We start from the raw sequence: 16512 nt of genomic DNA, 5'->3' as shown, positions 1-16512 counted from the left end.
GTTCTTCCCTTCCCCAAGTCCGTCGGGCTTACGCGCCGACGAAGAGATTCACGTACCACCGTCCGACGGCTTCGCCGGCGAACATTCCCGTCCAGGCGCCGAGGATCATCCACGGGCCGAACGGGATGGCGGTCTTGCGCCCGGCACGCCGGAGCAGCAGCAGTGCGATGCCGAACAGTCCCCCGTAGAGGAATGCGGCGAACGCGCCCACGGCCAGGGCTCCCCAGCCCAGCCAGCCGAGGTAGATGCCGATGACTCCGGCGAGCTTGACGTCGCCCCCGCCCATCCCGCCGCGTCGCACCGACCGCAGCAGGAAGTAGAACACGTACAGCACGGCCATGCCGATCGCGGCTCGCAGCAACAGTTCCCAGTCGCCCGTGAGCCAGGCCGAGACGGTGAACAGGATGCCGGCCACCAGGTAGCTCGGCAGCACGATGCTGTTCGGCAGACGGTGGGTGTCGAGGTCGATGAGCGTCAGCACGATCGAGATCGCCGCGAAGTAGAGGAACGCGAGGATGACGAGAACGGCAGCCCACACGTCGCCGGGTCGGACCACTCCGTCCCACGCCGGTGAGGCGAGGTACGTCAGCAGCGTCGATCCGAGGAGCCCCTCGTATACCGCCACGCCCCACCAGGTGACCAGCGCGAAAGCGATTCCCGTCACCGCTTCGACGATCGGGTAGCGCGCCGAGATCGGCGCCTTGCAGTTCGCGCACTTCCCGCGCAGAGCGATCCACGACACGACGGGCACGTTCTGCCACGGCTTGATCGGCACGTCGCAGTGCGGACACCTGCTCTCGCGCATCAGCGAGATGTGCGCCGGCACGCGGTACGCGACGACGTTGAGGAACGACCCGATGAGAAGGCCGAAGACCCCTGCGACGATGGCGAGGAAGATGGTGAATTCTGTCATCGGCTAGCGCTCTGTCTGATACGCGCGGTTGTCGAGTCGCGTCACCGTGTTCGTCGGGTCGAAGATGCCGCCGCTCCCCTTGACGCCGCAGCTGAGCTTGCCGATCTGGGGCTTCCACTCCATGGGGGTGCACGTGAAGGTGCCGCCGTTGAGGTGGATGCCGAGATTGCCCATGTAGAGCTGTCCGGTCATCGTCAGTGCCATGGAGTTGGTGATGCCGCAGGCACTGTAGACCATGGTGCGCACACCGATCGTGGAAGTCGCGGTGAATTTGTCGGAGCCCGTGGTGCAGGTGGGCTTGCTGTCACTGCCGTTCGCGTCCGCGTGAACGACGAACAGCTGCGGGTCACCTGCCGCCTTCGTGATCGTGCCCGTCAAGTCGAGATTCATCCCCTTCGTAGCGGGAACATACAGGATTGCATCGCGCGCGAGCGCGAAGTTCCCGGGCGCGACAGTGATCTCGTTCGGACTGGCGCCAGCCGTGCAACTGGTCATGTCGATGAAGGCGCGGGTTCCGGGCACCGTGAGCACGGTCTGCAGCTCGGCGGCCGAGCACAATCCGGTGTAAACGGTCGAGTCGGTACTCCACGGCACGGTGTTGGTGAGTTCGATCCAGGCCGTCGCTGCGAACACCTGATCCAGCGTCGGGGTGACCGTCGGCACCGTCTGATTCTCCAGTACCGGCACGGCTGTGCCGTCGAGTCGCTTCCAGTCAGCGGGTTTGTGATCGGTCACCGTTGCTGCGGTCTTGAACGAGCCGTTCACGCTCCCCGAGCCGTTCTTCGTCGAGATCGTGCCCTTCGCGTAGACGTCGCCGCCGATCTTGATGTCATTGGCTGTCAGGAGAATCGATCCGTCCAACGAGACGAGATCGCCGCCGACGGTCAGCTTGTGGTTCTTGGTGTCGATCAGCCCGCGGGTGTAGACGCTTCCGGTGATCACGCAGTCCTTCGTGATCGACAGGCCACCTTTCAGCACCCACAGGTCACCTTGGATCGAGACGCCGTCCGCGTTGTTGCAGGTGTAGTCGCCGTCGTCCCGAATCACCAGGTCGCCCTGGTAGGTCGACTTGGTGGCGGTGAACTCGCCTTCGAAGAAGGCGAGCGTCCCCGCAGGCTGAGTCGCCGGGCCGTGGTACCACGGGTAGACCGAGTCGATGGTGGTCTGCGCGTCATCGGTACCGGTCCCCGTGGACCGGATGACCACCCACTTCGTCGTGGGTATCGGGCAGGTTGCGGTCACACCCGCCGCGTCCCATGCGTCGGGCCTGTCGGCGGCTTCTGAGGATCGGATCGAGTAGGTGTACGTCGGCGCGGCACCGGCGGTCGAGTTCGCCGACATGGTCACGGCACCGCAGTTGAGTCCGGTCGAGGTGATCGCCGACGCCAGCGAATCCACAGCTACATCGCGGCCCGACTCGGCGGCGATGAACGCCTGCGTGCGGTCCTTATTGTCGACGTTCGCGCCGATCGTGAAGACCACGGACGCGGCGATGGTCGCCGCGATGATGAAGCCGACGAACATCACGACCACCACGGTCACCAGCACGGCCCCGTCGTCGTCGGGACGTGCATCCGTGCGCTGTTGAGTCCTGCGCGGCCTCTCGATCACCAGCATCCGTCGCTCCCTGCTTCTTGAATCGACCGGGGCGCAATGTCGGCCGAGAACGTGACCGGCGCTGCGTCGGTCGTGATCTTGAACGTGTAGGTCAGTGAGTTCGCTGTCGTGCGGACGAAGTAGGGCGTTGTGCCCTCCTTCTTGATACCTGTGTGCCAGGTCGGCCACGCGGTGCTGGGGGACGACAGCGTGCCGGAATCGGTGGTGAGCTGAGCCCCCGGATCGGTGAGGCGGAAGGCCTGGCATTTGAGATCACCCGTGAGCGAGGTGCTCACCCGCAGAACCGTGCCGCTTTCGGTGACGTCGAAGAACAGAGCGTTGCGCATCGCCCGCTCGATCGTCGAAGAGACGAGCTGCCCGCGGTTGGTCGCCTGGGTCACGCTGGTCACCTGTTCCTGCGTGCGCCACGAGTTGACGAAGATTGTCGCGATCGCGATGATGACGATTCCGCTCACGACGATGGCGACGATCAGCTCGACCATGCTGAGTCCGTCGTCGTCGCTACCGGTGTGAAATGTCATGGGATGTAGATGAGTGCCGTGCTCGTGGCAAGTGTGCGACCTTCACCGACGATGGTGACGGTGAGAGTGGCGGTGGCGCCGGCAGCACAACCGATGACGGAGCTAGTGGAGGTCGAGAGCAGCACTCCACGCCCGTCGGTAACGGCAGGGAGTGAGGCGATCGACTCGAGGTAGGGGCAAGTCGGCGTCGCTCGCGCATCGTCGATGACGGAGTTCATATAGCGCGTTGCTGTGGCAGTCGACGATTGCTGTGATGACGCGATTATGCCCTGCCACAGCGCAGGTAAGATCGCCACCGCGACGATGCCCAACAGGAACATCGCGATGATGACTTCGACAAGGCTGAATCCCGCAGTATCACACCGCCCACGAACCCTCATCCGCCCACCTCCCCAAGTGGCAGAACCCCAAGCTAATGATCCCACGAGGGCCAGCGACTCGCGTCATCTGGCCCTCGTGAGCGAACAACTCGTTCAAACACCCATCCGAGTAACACCCGTCGGGGTGCGGGTGAACCTGAAGCTCACTCCTCCTCGGCGGGAGGAGCAGCGGGAGCTGTGCAACCGGGACCGGCCGTCTGCGGGGCACCGCCTGCAAGGGGGCCACCCGCTACGGCTGTTGCCGAGACACAGAAGTTAGTCAGGGTGATGGTGGTGAGGTCGGTCGGCGCAGTCACGGCCAGATCGGATTCCGAATCGGGCGAACCGTTGTTGGCGGTGATGGCGGCGTTCACCGCAGTGGCGACGGGTGTATCCGAGTCAGCATCAGCGATGGCTGCAGCGACAATGACGGCGCCGTCCGACGCAGCAGCGTCCAGGGAATTGTCCTTTGCTGACTGCTGAATGTTCAGGAAGATCGGCACCGCCACGGCGACCAGGATCCCAAGGATCACGACGACAACGATCAGTTCGATAAGCGAGAAGCCCTTCTCGCCATCTTCCTCGCGGCGGGCCTTCTCAGCCTCAATGTAGTTCTTGATAAGTGCACGCATGGCGCAGTGTCTCCCCAGTGTGTGAATTGATTGGTCAGCTCTGACCGCCGGCACAGCAAGTACCGGTTCACATGTAACCCCAGTAACGAACTCCCAGACTCTGTCAGAGCTGGGTTCGAGACACGCGCCCAAACGCGGGTCCCCTCCCGCCGTCGACGGTGTCAGACTCAGCCCCTTCATGTCAACGCGAGCGCATGCAGTGTTGCCTCAGGACTTCCTCAAGACGCTTCACCACATCTCCGAGTGCGATGCCGGCGGTAGGGAGATACTTGCGGCGCCTCAGCCCACTGTCTGCGGTCGGGATTCTCACGACGATCGCCGCGTTCCTGCGTCCGATTGTCGGCGCCGTGCAGCGCCCGACAGGCAAGCGCGAAGCCCGTGTGCGCGCTGGTCTACACGTCGGTCACGATCGCGTGGGTGATCGTGAGTCGCGGCGCGCCTCGCCGACACGGGAGAGGTGTGACGGCCACCACAGCGTGACGTTTCGGGAAGTGGGCGTTAGAACATACTTTCTATTTTGCGGGCACCTTGGTATCCTTTACATGTGGATATCTCAGCGAACATCGTCGACGATCTGGAGTGGCGCGCTGACTATGCCGACGACTGGTTCTGGGCGCCTGACGACCCTGAGGATCCGGCGCTGACTCCCCCCGATGTCGCCGTCGCGGCGCTCTACGCGAATGGCGAGGCCCACACCGCGGCGGTCACCGCGCTCGAGGGTCTGAGTGTTCGTGCCCGCGTGCTCATCGCCGACGAGTACGCCGCCATCGCGCTGATTCTGACGGATGCCGCGGCCTGCCCCGACCCCTGGGTCGGAGCCGATCCGACCCACGACCCCGACTGGCGTGACCCGCAGGGTCGCTCGGTCGCCGCGGTGCGCGCGGAACGCCGCAACATCGCCGTGCGTGCGGCAGCGCTCGACGTCGCGACGCGGTTGGGGATGTCCGAAAAGGCGGTTCGCACCCGCGCCGCACACGCCGACACGCTCCGCGAGCGATGCCCTCGGATCTGGGACGCATTTCGCGCCGGGCGCTTGCCAGCGCAGAATGCGGCCACCGCGGCCCAGCTGGCGGCCTCGCTCCCCGATGACGCCGCCGAAGCCTGCGAACGGTTCGACGAGACCCTCGAGACGGCGGCGCAGAAGCTGCCGCCCGGCAAGTTCCGGCTGCGCGCCCGCGTGGTCCGCGAGCGCGTTCACCCTGAGTCCCTCGAAGTGCGCCACCAGCGGGCGGCAAAGGATCGCAACGCGTGGTTCGAGGCCGAGCACGACGGCATGGCGACGCTCACGGTGCTCGGCCCCGCCGACCGGGTGTTCGCCATGTACGGTCACGCCGACGCCCACGCGCGCCACCAGAGCGTTCAGCCGGGTGAGGAACGAACCCTCGCGCAGCTCCGCGCCGACGCCCTTCTCGACCTCATGACGACCGTGGCGCTCGCCGGATCAGACACACGTGCGCCTCGCCCGTCCGTCGCGATCACCGTGCCGGTGATGACGCTGCTCGGTCTCGACGACGAACCCGCCACCCTCGACGGGTACGGCCCTATCGACATCGAGACCGCCCGTCGGCTCGCCGGGGAGGCATCCAGCTGGGTACGGATCCTCACGCACCCGATCAACGGCACCGTCCTCGACGTCGACCGCACCACCTACCGGGTTCCGAAGGCACTGCGAAGATGGCTCGGCGTGCGCGACACGGTCTGCATCGGACCGGGCTGCAGACGCGCCGCCCGCGACTGCGACATCGATCATCGACTCGAATGGCAACACGGCGGCGCCACGGTCGACACCAACCTCGCGCCACTCTGCGAGGGGCACCACGTACTCAAGTCGAAGAGCAAATGGACGCTCTACAGAGACGACGTGACCGGAGCAACATGGTGGGTCTCCCCCACGGCCCTCACCGTGCCCACCGAACCAGCGCCCTGGTGACACCGCCCATCGACGCCGCGCAAACCGAGCCGGGATCACGCCGTCTCGCCTCCATCACGCCGTAGCGCCTGGATCACGCCTTAGCTCCTGGGTCGCACCGTCGTGCCCGGAGCACGTCGTAGCGGCTGGCTCGCCGACGCGCCTGATCACGCCGTAGCGCCCGGATCACGCAGCAGCGCCCGGATCACGCCGTTATACCCGGATCACGCAGCAGCGCCCGGTTCACTCCGTCGTGCCCGGAGCACGCCGTAGCGGCTGGATCGCCGACGCGCCTGGATCAGGCAGCAGCGCCTGCATCACGCCGTAGCGCCTGCATCACGCCGCAGCGCAGAATCCGTCAGGCCAGAATCGCGAGCGCCAACTCGGTCGCGACGAAGACGAGCCATGCCACGAGCACGACCGATACTGCCAGGGCGACCACGGACATGACACGACTCGTCCCCCGCTGCCGGGCGACGATGAGTCCGCCGATCGCGAGGAAGAACGCGCCGGCTGCGAGCGCCACGCTGACCAGGCTCACCATGCCGGCAATCGCCTGATCGCGGCTCGCGAGCCACGCGACCACCGCCACGCCGCCGATCGCCGCGAGCGCGATCAGCACGATCGCCGCACGAGCAGGGATGTTCGCGGGCGCGGCCTCCGGAATCGGCGGCCGCATCCCACCCACGTACGAGCTCGAGACAGGCTCGTACACGATCGGCGTCGGCATCCGATCGTCGCCGGGCGCGGTGCGGCGCGGCGCGATCTGGTCGGGAATGCCGCCTGCTCGCGGCACGCGCGCCTCGGTGGTCGTCGGTCGACCGGGCGACGGAGGCTCCGTGGCAGCAGGCGGCACGACCGGTGCGGAATCGGATGCCGCGGGCGCGGCGTCCATCGGCACCGGAGTCGCATCCCGTGCCGGCGCAGGGGCGGCCAGCGACGACGGGGCCGGCCACACCGGTGCCGAACCCGGCGCATCGACCGGCCCCTCGCCGCCCGATGCTCCGACGGGAGGCACATCGTCCACCGATGCCCCGCCCGCGGGCACCTCGTTCGCAGTCGTCCCCTCGCGTGCAGGGATCGAACGCGATGCGCGCAGCTGCGCCCGACTCATCGGTGCGGCAGCGTCGACGGGCGGGTCAGCCGGGGCTGCGGCATCCGATTCCGGAAGACGGAACTGGCCCGTCCAGGCAGCACCGTCCCACCACCGCAGGCGGTCGGTGCGCGACGTGTCCGCGTACCACCCGGGCGGCGGTCCCCCCTGAGACCCGTCCGACATCATGCTCCCCAGCAGAATGATTCTCGCTGCGGCCAACATACCGGACCGATGGGACTGCGAGTGCCATAGCTCTGCTTGTCACCTCATGTCCAGTGTGAACGTGGAACAGCGAGCACGCCACCGCTGCTACCCCGCGCCGGCCATGCCTCACCGGCGAGCATCATCTACCGAGAGGCGACCGCTCCACGGACGAACACCCACGCCCGCTCACGGGCTCAGCCGTCCAGCACCTCGAGTCGCACGGTCACGGGGCCGCCGTCGACGAGCTGCTCGGCATCCCTGACCGCCTTCTTCAGCGGCAGCACGTACGAACCCGAGTCCGACGACGGGAAGATCGACGTCGTCCACTCGCTGCCGCCGATCCGCGCGCGCACGCGCACGGAGCCGAATCCGCGGTACGGCCGCGGGATCTCGCGGATCTCCTCGCTCAGCTCAGGCGGAACCACCGTGAAGAACCACGAGGAGTCCTCCCGTGCAGCCCAGCGGAACACATCGCTGTCGAACTCGATGATCACGCCACCGACGCTACCGTCGGCCGGGGACACGCGTCACAAGTGCTCGCCGGGAGGCCCACCGTGGCGGTCCACCAGCCTTTGCAGGCAGCTCGACCAGCCGTCGATGTGCTGATCGCGCTCCTCGCCGCTCGCGAAACCTGACTGGCGCACGATGACGCGGGTCGCGGCATCCGCTGCCGGCTCCAGCACGACCTCGACATCGGTCGCGTGCTCCTCCCCCGCCCACCGCCACGCGAGCCGAAGCGCGCGCCGCGCTTCGAACGTGAGCACTGTCGCCTCGACGGCGATGCCGGCCGGCGCCGACCGCACCTCCCAGCGACCCAACTCGCGCACCTCGACGACCGCGGTCGTCTCGAAGCGGGGCGGCCAGAACCACTCGGCGAGAAGGCCCGCCACGGTGAACTCGCGCCACACGACATCGACGGATGCCGCCACCAGCGCTTCTTCGGTGAGCTCATGCATGCTGACACCGTACGCCGGGCCTCCCCCATAGGATCAAGCGCATGTCGAACGCGCGCCCCCGGCCACCACTCGCCACGCCGGACCGGCCGGGCCGCGACCTCTCGAAGCCGCTTCCCCCGGCGCTCAGCTGGATCACGCTGCTCGTCTTCGCCGCGGCGTTCACCGTCGCGTACTTCCTGTTCGGACTCGCGTGGTGGGTGCCGGCGCTCTACGGCGCCGCGAGCCTCATCACGTTCGCCGCCTACGGGATCGACAAGTCGGCGGCCCGCCGCAGCGCAGGGCGCGTCCCGGAGCAGACGCTGCTCCTGCTCGGACTCGTCGGCGGCTGGCCCGGAGCGATCGTCGCGCAGCAGCTGTTCCGGCACAAGACGCGCAAGCGCTCGTTCCGCCGGGCGTTCTGGGGCACGGTCGGGGTGAACATCCTCGTGCTGGCGGCCGCCGTGTATGTCGTCGCCGGCACGCCCCTGTTCTGACGTCCCGCCGGTGTGCTGGCGCGCAGTGTCGCGAGAAGCGACCCGGGGGCGGAGCATTCGGGTTGCTCCATCCTCGGGTCGCCGTCTCTCTCGCGTCGGGGTGGATTCGTCAACGCCGAAAACCCCTCCCACGCCGAAGGTTAAGACCGCGTCGAGCGGCGACGCTTGGGGGTTGACAAATGTGCGCCGACGGAGGTGGGGACAGCGCGCGGACGCGGACGGCGTCAGCGGCCGTAGCCGGCGGCCCAGTCGTCGCCGTCGGGAACCCACTCGGCGGCTGATGCGGAACCTGCCGACGGCTGTGCGCGGCGCCACTTTGCACCCTCGGGCCAGCTCACCGCGAAGGTCGACGCGACCTTGAACACCCGGCGCGACAGGCCCGACAGGGTCTGCACCGGACGCGCCGACACCGGCATGCGCAGCTGCGGGTCGTAGCGGACGCCGTCGGACGGCCGCAGGCGGATGGTCAGGTCGAGGTCGTCGTGGATGCGGGCGTTGTCACGATCGACGTGGTCGCGCACGCGCTCCCACACCTGCGCACGCATCGCGAAGTTCGACCCGAAGACGAGCGGGATGCCGAGCCACTTCTTGATCCAGTAGTGGCCGCCGCCGATGTACCAGCGCTCGCCGAGATAGTTCTGCAGCGGCGTCCCGCCGTAGAACTCGGCCCCGCCGGTGAGCACGCCAAGTGTCGGGTCGGACACGAATGCGCGCACCAGCCTTGCGATCCAGTCGGGATGCGGCCGCGAGTCGGCGTCGAGCCGCGCGATGATGTCGGCCTGCTCCAGCGCCTCGTCGTAGCCGCGCGCCGCGGCCGGCCAGATGCCGATCGACGACTCCTCCACGACGACCGCATCGTAGACACGCGCGACGGCGGCCGAGGCATCCGTGCTGGCGTTGTCGACGACGATCAACACGTCGGCGGGGTGCGTCTGCGCCGCGAGCGCGGCGAGGCATGCATCCAGATATGCCGCGTCGTTCCGGCACGGGATGACCACGGCGACGCGAGGGGCGAGGGGCACAAGCGCCACCCTACTCCCGCCGTGTCGGCAGGCGGCGCTAGCCTGCCGACATGAGCGGACTGCGCGTCGTGCCCGCCAATGAGGCGTCGTGGGACGACCTGCAGGCGATCCTCACGGGCGTCGCCGGGCGCTGCCAATGCCAGCGCCAGCGCCTGGGCGATCACGACTGGTGGTACATGCCCGAATCGGAACGCGCCGCGATCCTGCGCGCCGAGACCCACTGCGACGACCCGCGCGCGACCGAGACGATCGGCATCGTCGCCTATCACGACGACGAGCCCGTCGCCTGGTGTGCGGTGGACCGGCGCGGCGTCTACGGGCGGGTCCGCGGGTCGCCCGTGCCGTGGCAGGGGCGCGACGAAGACCCCGACGACGACACCGTCTGGGCGATCGCCTGCATGATCGTGCGCAAGGGCTATCGCCGCCAGGGACTCACGTACGCGCTCGTCGCCGCGGCCGCGGAACACGCCCGTTCTCGCGGCGCGGCGGCCATCGAGGGCTACCCGATGCTGACCGGCGGCGCGAGCGTCATCTGGGACGAGCTCAACGTCGGACCCGTCGGTCCGTTCCTCGCTGCCGGTTTCCGCGAGGTGTCGCATCCGACGAAGCGACGGCTCGTGATGCGCCTCGACTTCTGACGGGACGAGCAAACGCTCTCCGACATTGATGCTTGAGACCGCTCCCATGGTTGGTTACATTCCAGTAAGTAATCGGCATTCCCGCCGCCACTCACACCCTCAACGGAGAGGACTCCCCATGCCCGCCCCCGTTCCCCGCCTCACGGCGCCGCCCGCACGCACGGCACGCGCCGCGCGCATCGCGGCTGTCGCCACCGGCACCGCGCTGATCGCGAGCGCGCTGCTGGCGACGCCCGCCACCGCGGCGCCGCCCCGCACGGTCGACCCGTTCCACCCCGACTTCGGGCCGAACGTGACGATCTACTCCCCCGACACGCCCGTCGCCGACATCCGCGCCGATCTCGACGCCCTGCACGCCCAGCAGGTCGATGCCGAGATGAGCACCGAACGCCAGGCGGTCTACTTCCTGCCCGGCGAGTACGGGTCGGCGGCGGATCCGCTGCAGGTGAAGGTCGGCTACTACACCGAGATCGCAGGCCTGGGCGCGTCGCCCGAGGACGTCACCGTCCACGGTGCCGTCGAGGTCTACAACCGCTGCCTCGCCGACGGCGGCACGGGCAACTGCCTCGCGCTCGTCAACTTCTGGCGCACGATCTCGAACCTGTCGATCGACATCCAGGCCGCGGACCGCGGCTGCCGCACCGGCACCGACTTCTGGGCGGTGTCGCAGGCGGTCTCGATGCGACGTCTCGACGTCGCGGGCGGCAACCTGTCGCTCATGGACTACTGCACCGCCGGTCCGCAGTACGCCAGCGGCGGCTTCATCGCCGATTCGCGCCTGCCCAACGTGATCAACGGCTCGCAGCAGCAGTGGCTGATCCGCAACAGCGAGGTCGCGGGCTGGTCGAACGCCGTCTGGAACCAGGTCTTCTCGGGCGTCGTGGGCGCACCCGACGACGCCGGATTCCCGGACCCGCCGTACACGACGCTCGACACGACGCCGGTCAGCCGCGAGAAGCCGTACCTGTACGTCGACGACGACGGTCGCTACAACGTGCGGGTGCCCGCGGCGCAGCACGAGTCGAGCGGCGTCACCTGGGCCGACGGCGAGACGGCGGGGCGCAGCATCCCGATCACCGACTTCTACATCGCCACCCCGGCCGACTCGGTGAAGGACATCAACAACGCGCTCGCACGCGGCCAGCACCTGATCCTGACGCCCGGCGTGTACGACATCGCCCAGACGATCAAGGTCAAGCGCGCGAACACCGTCGTGCTCGGGCTCGGGCATGCGACCCTCACCGCGGTCGGCGGTGCGGTGCCGCTCGAGGTGAAGGATGCCGACGGCATCGTCGTCGCGGGCGTCACGATCGACGCGGGCACCGAGCTCTCGCCGGTGCTGCTGCGCGTGGGCGCCGCCGACAGCGACAAGGCGCTCGACCCGGCGAACCCGATCACGCTCAGCGACGTGTACTTCCGCGTCGGCGGGCCCCACATCGGCAAGACGACCACGGCGCTCGAGGTGAACGCCGACGACGTGCTCATCGACCACACCTGGGTGTGGCGCGGCGACCACGGCGTCGAAGGCTTCACGAACGGCGTCAACGGTGACACGGACCGGTGGCAGACCAACACCGGCACCGTCGGCGTGGTCGTCAACGGCGACGACGTGACCGCGACCGGCCTGTTCGTCGAGCACTTCCAGACGTACAACACGGTCTGGAACGGCGAGAACGGCCGCGTCGTGCTGTACCAGAACGAGCTGCCGTACGACCCGCCGACGCAGGCCGACTGGACGCAGCCGAACGGCACGCTCGGCTACCCCGGGTACAAGGTCGCCGACGACGTCACCACGCACCGCCTCGACGGCGCAGGCGTGTACGTCTTCAACCAGAACAACCCGTCGATCCTGACGGCCAACGGGTTCGAGGTGCCCGAGGCGCCCGGCGTGCAGCTGCACCACATCATGACGGTGAACCTGTCGGCAGGCACGGTCCAGCACGTCGTGAACGGCGTGGGCGGGCAGGCCGACAACACGAACACCGGCACGCCGCAGTTCGTGGTCGACTACCCGCTGCCGTAACCCTCTCGGTCGTTGAGCGAGCGAAGCGAGACGAAACGCGGCAAGCGACTCTCGCAAGCCCAGGCGTTTCGTCTCGTTCCTCGCTCGCTCAACGACCGGACCGGATGCCTCGCCTCACGCGACACGCGAGGGCCGGGGCGTCCTTCATCCTTTGCGGCGCGGTGGTTCGGATCTACCATTCGAGCAACCGCCCACGCAGAGCCGCGCGGGCCTTCGGGCAAGGAGAACGCCATGACCGATCCGCAAGAGCAGAGCTGGACCGGATGGGTGGTGTTCGCCGGGATCGTCATGATCATCGCGGGCGCGTTCGACGCCCTCCTGGGACTGACGGCGATCCTGCTGCCTTCGAACGAGTATCTGTTCCTCACGGATGAAGCAGTGATCCTGCTCGACGCGGCGGGCTGGGGCTGGTGGCATCTGATCATCGGCGCCGCCATTGTCGTGGTCGGCATCTTCGTGCTGCGGGGCGCCACCTGGGCGCGCATCGTCGGTGTCGTCCTGGTGTCGATCAACGCGATCAGCCAGATGGGACTCCTCGCCGTGCAGCCCCTGTGGTCCCTCATCATGATCCTGCTCGACATCATCGTGATCTACGCGCTGATCGTCCACGGCCGGGAGCTGAAGCGCACCTGACACGCGGAGAAGCCGGAGCGCGAACGGATGCCTCGGCCCGGCGATTCACGCCGGCCCGAGGCATCCGCCTGTCCCGCGCCGATGGTTGAGCAAGCGAAGCGACGAAACACGCCCGCCCCCTTCGCGGACACTCGAGGCGTTTCGTCTCGCTCGTTCCTCGCTCGCTCAACGACCGCAACTCATGCACGCACCCTGTCGTTGAGCGAGCGAAGCGAGACGAAACGCCCCGGGTCACCAGAGCGGGTGGATGGCGTCCCGCAGATCGCGGTCGTAGACCTCGTGCACGACACGGTCGAACGCGGCGACGTCGAACCCGGTCTCCTGCTGCGCACCGTCGAGGAGGGCTGCGGCATCCGCGTTCGATGACGCCTGGCGCACGTTGCGGGCGCCCGGGATGACGCTGGTGACGCCGGGCCGCGAGGCGATCCACGCGAGGGTCGCGGCGGGCAGCGTCACACCGTCGGGCAGGGCTTCCGCGAGCTCGGCGGCCGCCTGGACGCCGGTCTCGAACTCGACGCCTGAGAACGTCTCGCCCCGGTCGAACGCCTCGCCGTGCCGGTTGTACGTGCGGTGGTCATCGGCGGCGAACGTCGTGTCTGCCGTGTACTTCCCGGACAGCAGTCCCGACGCGAGCGGCACACGGGCGAAGACGGCGACGCCCGCCGCCTCGGCCGCCGGCAGCACCTCGTCGAGCGGCTTGAGCCGGAACGGGTTGAAGATGATCTGCACGTTGGTCACGTTGGGCCGCGCGATGGCGGCGAGCGCCTGTGCGCACGTCTCGACGGATACGCCGTACGCGGCGATCGCTCCACCGGCGACGAGGTCGTCGAGGGCGCCGTAGGTGGCGTCGTCCTCGATCACCGCGGTCGGCGGGCAGTGCAGCTGCACGAGATCGAGCGTGTCGACACCCAGATTGCGGCGGGACCTTTCCGTCCACGCGCGGAAGTTCTCGGGCGTGTAGTTCTCGGGCTCCTGCGCCAGGCGCCGGCCCATCTTGGTGGCGACGGTGATGCCGTGGCCGGGCCGGGCGGCGAGGAAGCGCCCGATGATCGACTCGCTGCGGCCGTCGCCATACACATCGGCGGTGTCGAAGAGGGTGACGCCGTTGTCGACGGATGCCGCGAGCACCGCCGTCGCGTCCTCCTCAGAGACCGCGCCCCAATCGGCGCCCAGCTGCCAGGTGCCGAGCCCGATCGCCGAGACCGAGCGTCCGGTGCGGCCGAGTGCGCGCTGCTGCATGAGGATCCTCCGGATCGAACGATGGGTGTTTCCCAGCATCCCACGGGGTGCGGCGTCAAGGGACCCCTCTTCGATCGGCTACCGGCGGACCCCGGCGCACGCAAGCCCGGTGTGCACGGCATGTCGAGCGAGTACGTTTGCCTGCGACCGACGGGGAGGGAGGTCGCCATCGCCGAGCACACCCGGCCGTTGCGCCGCGCCGTCTCGTACACCGCGCGCCTCGCCGATCAGCCGCGCCTGCTGCTGGCGATCAAGACCTCGCTGGCGGCAGTGCTGGCGTGGTACCTGGCGCCGCTCATCCCGTTCACCGAGGACCAGTACTCCTACTACGCCCCGCTCGGCGCGCTCGTCACCATGCACCCGACCATCGCCCGTTCCGCTCAGGTGGGCGGGCAGGTGCTGATGGGACTCGCGCTGGGCATCGCCCTCAGCCTCTGCGGCATCGCGGCCCTCCGACTGGGGGTACCCGGCGGTGTGGTGCTGGGAGTGGTCATCGGCGTCGGCGTGCTGCTCGGCGCGTGGCGGCTGCTCGGCGCCGGCGGCGACTGGGTCGCCCTCGCAGCGCTCTTCGTGCTGCTGGCCGCCGGCGGCGATCCCGAGGGCTTCTCGATCTCGTACCTCGGCACGACGGCGTTCGGCGTGGTGGTGGGCATCGCGGTCAACCTCATCATCGTGCCTCCCCTGTACCTCCGCCGTGCGAGCGAGCGGCTGTCGGCGCTGCGCGACGCCGTCACGGGGGTGTTGCGAGACGCTGCGGACGCCGTTGCCGACGACCAGCTGGATCCCGAGCGCTTCCGTGCGGCGCTGGACGACCTCGGTGAGACGCGGTCGGCGGTCACCGAGGTCGTCGACGAAGCCGACGAGAGCGCCCGCGCGAATCCGCGCCGCCGACGTCACCAGGAGGAGCGGGAGGAGAACGCCCGCCGCATGGCCGCGCTCGAGCGCACGGCGTTCCTCACCCGCGAGCTCATCGACCTGCTGGTCGAGCTGGAGGCGTCCGACGACGTCGCGCTGACCGGTGCCGTGCGCGAGCGCCTCGCCCACGCGATCCGGCAATCCGCCGACCTGATCGCCACCCCTCTCGGCGACCCCGCGGCGTCCGACCGGTTCCGGGGCGCGAGCGAGGCCCTCGCCGACTATCAGAGCGCGCTGGGCGCCCCGGAGCCGGGAGGCCGGGCGGAGATGGCCGCAGGCGCGGCAGTTGAACTGTGCCTGCGCCGCATCATCGACGTCACCCGACCGTTCGTCTGATCGGCTCCCCCTTTGCGTCCCGCGATTCCCGGAGCGTTCCGCTCAGGGGTTGACGATCACGGGCGTTCCGAGCGGCAGCTCCGAGAGCTTCGTGATCGCCGTCGGATCGACGCGGAGGCATCCGTTCGAGATCGGCCCCGAACGGTCGTCGTGGTAGTGGAAGGCCGTGACCGCGACATCCGCTCCCCCGAAGCCGTCGAGCGTCGGCGACTGCACCGACAGGTAGACGATCGGGTGTCCACGCGTGTACCCGTACTCGGGCACGACGCGGGTCGTCATGATGAACGCGCGTCCCATCGGCGTGGGGGTGCGGTCGGTGCCCCACGCGAAGTCCGTCGCGATCCGCTCGGCCACTCCGCCGCGGACGATGTCGACCGTGCGGCCCGAGATGCTCACCACGACGCTCGTGTCGCTCGGCGCCACTTCGACGTCGCTCTTGCGCAGCCAGCCGGCGACCTGGGCGGGGCTGCCCTGCGACGGCACCGCCTGGCGCCCGGTCAGCAGCACCTTCACCCAGTGCTCCTGCTCCTCGACGACCGGCACGGCTGTGCCGTCGAATGGGAACTCGTGCGGCAGGTACGCGACCGGCTGCGCGGTCGGATCGGCCCACACGGGCGCACCGACCCCGAGCGCGACCGCGCGCAGGGGCAGCGGAGCGGTGAACGCCGCGTCGTCGACGGCCAGCCCGGGGATGACGGCGAAGACGTTCACCTGCGGCAGGGTCGTCACGTCGTACCCCGCCGTGTTCGCCGGGAAGCCGGCGGGCGTGGGTGTCGGCGTGGGCGTCGGGCTGGGTTGAGTGGTCGCCGTCCGGGTCGGCGAGGGCGACGGCGGAGCGGATGCGTCGGTCATAGGCGGCTGCAGCAGCCACGCCGCCGCCAGCCCGCCGGCGACGACCACTGCGGCGAGCGCCACGAGCAGCCAGACGCGCAGCGGGCGACGCGCCGTGGTCGGCGTCGTCGGCCGTGCGTCCGGCGCGGCGGGCTCGACCGCAGCCGGGCCGTCTGTCTCGGCATCCCCCATCCC

At 68.8% G+C, this 16512-nt stretch carries 16 protein-coding genes and 1 pseudogene; 6 read left to right on the top strand and 11 right to left on the bottom strand.

Annotated features, from left to right (window positions below):
- Positions 1 to 28: 28 nt before the first annotated feature.
- From ACI3KX_RS06380 to ACI3KX_RS06365, 4 genes are all read right to left on the bottom strand, one after another.
- Positions 29 to 913, bottom strand: a complete 885-nt coding sequence (locus tag ACI3KX_RS06380) for a prepilin peptidase (RefSeq protein WP_404908804.1) — start codon at positions 911 to 913, stop codon at positions 29 to 31.
- Between the two features lie 3 nt (positions 914 to 916).
- On the bottom strand, positions 917 to 2698 hold the full coding sequence (locus ACI3KX_RS06375) for a hypothetical protein (protein WP_404908801.1): 1782 nt from the start codon (positions 2696 to 2698) through the stop codon (positions 917 to 919).
- Between the two features lie 349 nt (positions 2699 to 3047).
- Positions 3048 to 3431 carry a prepilin-type N-terminal cleavage/methylation domain-containing protein gene (locus ACI3KX_RS06370; RefSeq protein ID WP_404908798.1) on the bottom strand — a complete coding sequence of 128 codons (384 nt, stop codon included), beginning with the start codon at positions 3429 to 3431 and terminating at the stop codon, positions 3048 to 3050.
- A 143-nt stretch (positions 3432 to 3574) separates the two neighbouring features.
- Positions 3575 to 4042: a prepilin-type N-terminal cleavage/methylation domain-containing protein gene (locus ACI3KX_RS06365; RefSeq protein ID WP_404908795.1), complete on the bottom strand. Its 468-nt coding sequence runs from the start codon at positions 4040 to 4042 to the stop codon at positions 3575 to 3577.
- Positions 4043 to 4586: 544 nt separating this feature from the next.
- Between ACI3KX_RS06365 and ACI3KX_RS06360 the strand changes: the two genes are divergently transcribed.
- Positions 4587 to 5972, top strand: a complete 1386-nt coding sequence (locus tag ACI3KX_RS06360; RefSeq protein WP_404908792.1) for a DUF222 domain-containing protein — start codon at positions 4587 to 4589, stop codon at positions 5970 to 5972.
- Positions 5973 to 6309: 337 nt separating this feature from the next.
- On the opposite strand, the gene ACI3KX_RS06355 is transcribed toward ACI3KX_RS06360, so the two are convergent.
- The 4 genes and pseudogenes from ACI3KX_RS06355 to ACI3KX_RS06340 all read right to left on the bottom strand — a co-directional run bounded on the left by ACI3KX_RS06355 (position 6310) and on the right by ACI3KX_RS06340 (position 8207).
- Positions 6310 to 6978 carry a hypothetical protein gene (locus ACI3KX_RS06355; RefSeq protein ID WP_404908921.1) on the bottom strand — a complete coding sequence of 223 codons (669 nt, stop codon included), beginning with the start codon at positions 6976 to 6978 and terminating at the stop codon, positions 6310 to 6312.
- A 135-nt stretch (positions 6979 to 7113) separates the two neighbouring features.
- A pseudogene (locus tag ACI3KX_RS06350) lies at positions 7114 to 7230 on the bottom strand (DUF2510 domain-containing protein); the annotation flags it as partial.
- Between the two features lie 215 nt (positions 7231 to 7445).
- The gene (locus ACI3KX_RS06345; protein ID WP_404908789.1) at positions 7446 to 7745 is read right to left on the bottom strand and encodes a DUF1905 domain-containing protein; all 300 of its coding nucleotides are present in this window, start codon (positions 7743 to 7745) and stop codon (positions 7446 to 7448) included.
- 33 nt (positions 7746 to 7778) lie between these two features.
- Entirely contained in the window at positions 7779 to 8207 is a 429-nt protein-coding gene (locus ACI3KX_RS06340) for an SRPBCC domain-containing protein (RefSeq protein ID WP_363357579.1), read from the bottom strand.
- A gap of 41 nt (positions 8208 to 8248) precedes the next feature.
- On the opposite strand from ACI3KX_RS06340, the gene ACI3KX_RS06335 reads away from it, so the two are divergent.
- Complete coding sequence (locus ACI3KX_RS06335; RefSeq protein WP_404908786.1) at positions 8249 to 8680, top strand: DUF1294 domain-containing protein; 432 nt, start codon at positions 8249 to 8251, stop codon at positions 8678 to 8680.
- 224 nt (positions 8681 to 8904) lie between these two features.
- On the opposite strand, the gene ACI3KX_RS06330 is transcribed toward ACI3KX_RS06335, so the two are convergent.
- Entirely contained in the window at positions 8905 to 9702 is a 798-nt protein-coding gene (locus tag ACI3KX_RS06330) for a glycosyltransferase family A protein (protein WP_363357581.1), read from the bottom strand.
- A gap of 50 nt (positions 9703 to 9752) precedes the next feature.
- On the opposite strand from ACI3KX_RS06330, the gene ACI3KX_RS06325 reads away from it, so the two are divergent.
- From ACI3KX_RS06325 to ACI3KX_RS06315, 3 genes are all read left to right on the top strand, one after another.
- Positions 9753 to 10340 (top strand): GNAT family N-acetyltransferase, encoded by a 588-nt coding sequence (locus tag ACI3KX_RS06325; protein WP_349427790.1) that lies wholly within the window; start codon positions 9753 to 9755, stop codon positions 10338 to 10340.
- A gap of 118 nt (positions 10341 to 10458) precedes the next feature.
- Positions 10459 to 12363, top strand: coding sequence for a glycosyl hydrolase family 28-related protein (locus tag ACI3KX_RS06320; RefSeq protein ID WP_404908783.1), 1905 nt, complete (start codon positions 10459 to 10461; stop codon positions 12361 to 12363).
- 231 nt (positions 12364 to 12594) lie between these two features.
- The gene (locus tag ACI3KX_RS06315; RefSeq protein ID WP_349427792.1) at positions 12595 to 12996 is read left to right on the top strand and encodes a hypothetical protein; all 402 of its coding nucleotides are present in this window, start codon (positions 12595 to 12597) and stop codon (positions 12994 to 12996) included.
- A 231-nt stretch (positions 12997 to 13227) separates the two neighbouring features.
- Here ACI3KX_RS06315 and ACI3KX_RS06310 read toward each other — a convergent pair whose 3' ends face one another.
- Positions 13228 to 14235 (bottom strand): aldo/keto reductase, encoded by a 1008-nt coding sequence (locus ACI3KX_RS06310; RefSeq protein WP_404908780.1) that lies wholly within the window; start codon positions 14233 to 14235, stop codon positions 13228 to 13230.
- A gap of 21 nt (positions 14236 to 14256) precedes the next feature.
- Between ACI3KX_RS06310 and ACI3KX_RS06305 the strand changes: the two genes are divergently transcribed.
- Positions 14257 to 15486: an FUSC family protein gene (locus tag ACI3KX_RS06305; protein ID WP_404908777.1), complete on the top strand. Its 1230-nt coding sequence runs from the start codon at positions 14257 to 14259 to the stop codon at positions 15484 to 15486.
- A gap of 42 nt (positions 15487 to 15528) precedes the next feature.
- On the opposite strand, the gene ACI3KX_RS06300 is transcribed toward ACI3KX_RS06305, so the two are convergent.
- A complete protein-coding gene (locus ACI3KX_RS06300; protein ID WP_404908774.1) occupies positions 15529 to 16509 on the bottom strand; it encodes a L,D-transpeptidase in 981 nt (326 codons plus the stop codon).
- Positions 16510 to 16512 lie beyond the last annotated feature (3 nt).

Origin of the sequence: Microbacterium sp. ZW CA_36 (genome assembly GCF_044987475.1) — a bacterium.
GTDB lineage: Bacteria > Actinomycetota > Actinomycetes > Actinomycetales > Microbacteriaceae > Microbacterium.
This window is presented reverse-complemented; position numbering and strand designations above follow the sequence as displayed.

Bases quoted from the DNA above. Each gene is read 5' to 3' on its own strand.
- ACI3KX_RS06380 (WP_404908804.1), bottom strand. From the start codon at position 913: ATGACAGAATTCACCATCTTCCTCGCCATCGTCGCAGGGGTCTTCGGC.
- ACI3KX_RS06370 (WP_404908798.1), bottom strand. From the start codon at position 3,431: ATGAGGGTTCGTGGGCGGTGTGATACTGCGGGATTCAGCCTTGTCGAA.
- ACI3KX_RS06365 (WP_404908795.1), bottom strand. From the start codon at position 4,042: ATGCGTGCACTTATCAAGAACTACATTGAGGCTGAGAAGGCCCGCCGC.
- ACI3KX_RS06340 (WP_363357579.1), bottom strand. From the start codon at position 8,207: ATGCATGAGCTCACCGAAGAAGCGCTGGTGGCGGCATCCGTCGATGTC.
- ACI3KX_RS06335 (WP_404908786.1), top strand. From the start codon at position 8,249: ATGTCGAACGCGCGCCCCCGGCCACCACTCGCCACGCCGGACCGGCCG.
- ACI3KX_RS06325 (WP_349427790.1), top strand. From the start codon at position 9,753: ATGAGCGGACTGCGCGTCGTGCCCGCCAATGAGGCGTCGTGGGACGAC.
- ACI3KX_RS06320 (WP_404908783.1), top strand. From the start codon at position 10,459: ATGCCCGCCCCCGTTCCCCGCCTCACGGCGCCGCCCGCACGCACGGCA.
- ACI3KX_RS06315 (WP_349427792.1), top strand. From the start codon at position 12,595: ATGACCGATCCGCAAGAGCAGAGCTGGACCGGATGGGTGGTGTTCGCC.
- ACI3KX_RS06310 (WP_404908780.1), bottom strand. From the start codon at position 14,235: ATGCAGCAGCGCGCACTCGGCCGCACCGGACGCTCGGTCTCGGCGATC.
- ACI3KX_RS06305 (WP_404908777.1), top strand. From the start codon at position 14,257: ATGGGTGTTTCCCAGCATCCCACGGGGTGCGGCGTCAAGGGACCCCTC.
- ACI3KX_RS06300 (WP_404908774.1), bottom strand. From the start codon at position 16,509: ATGGGGGATGCCGAGACAGACGGCCCGGCTGCGGTCGAGCCCGCCGCG.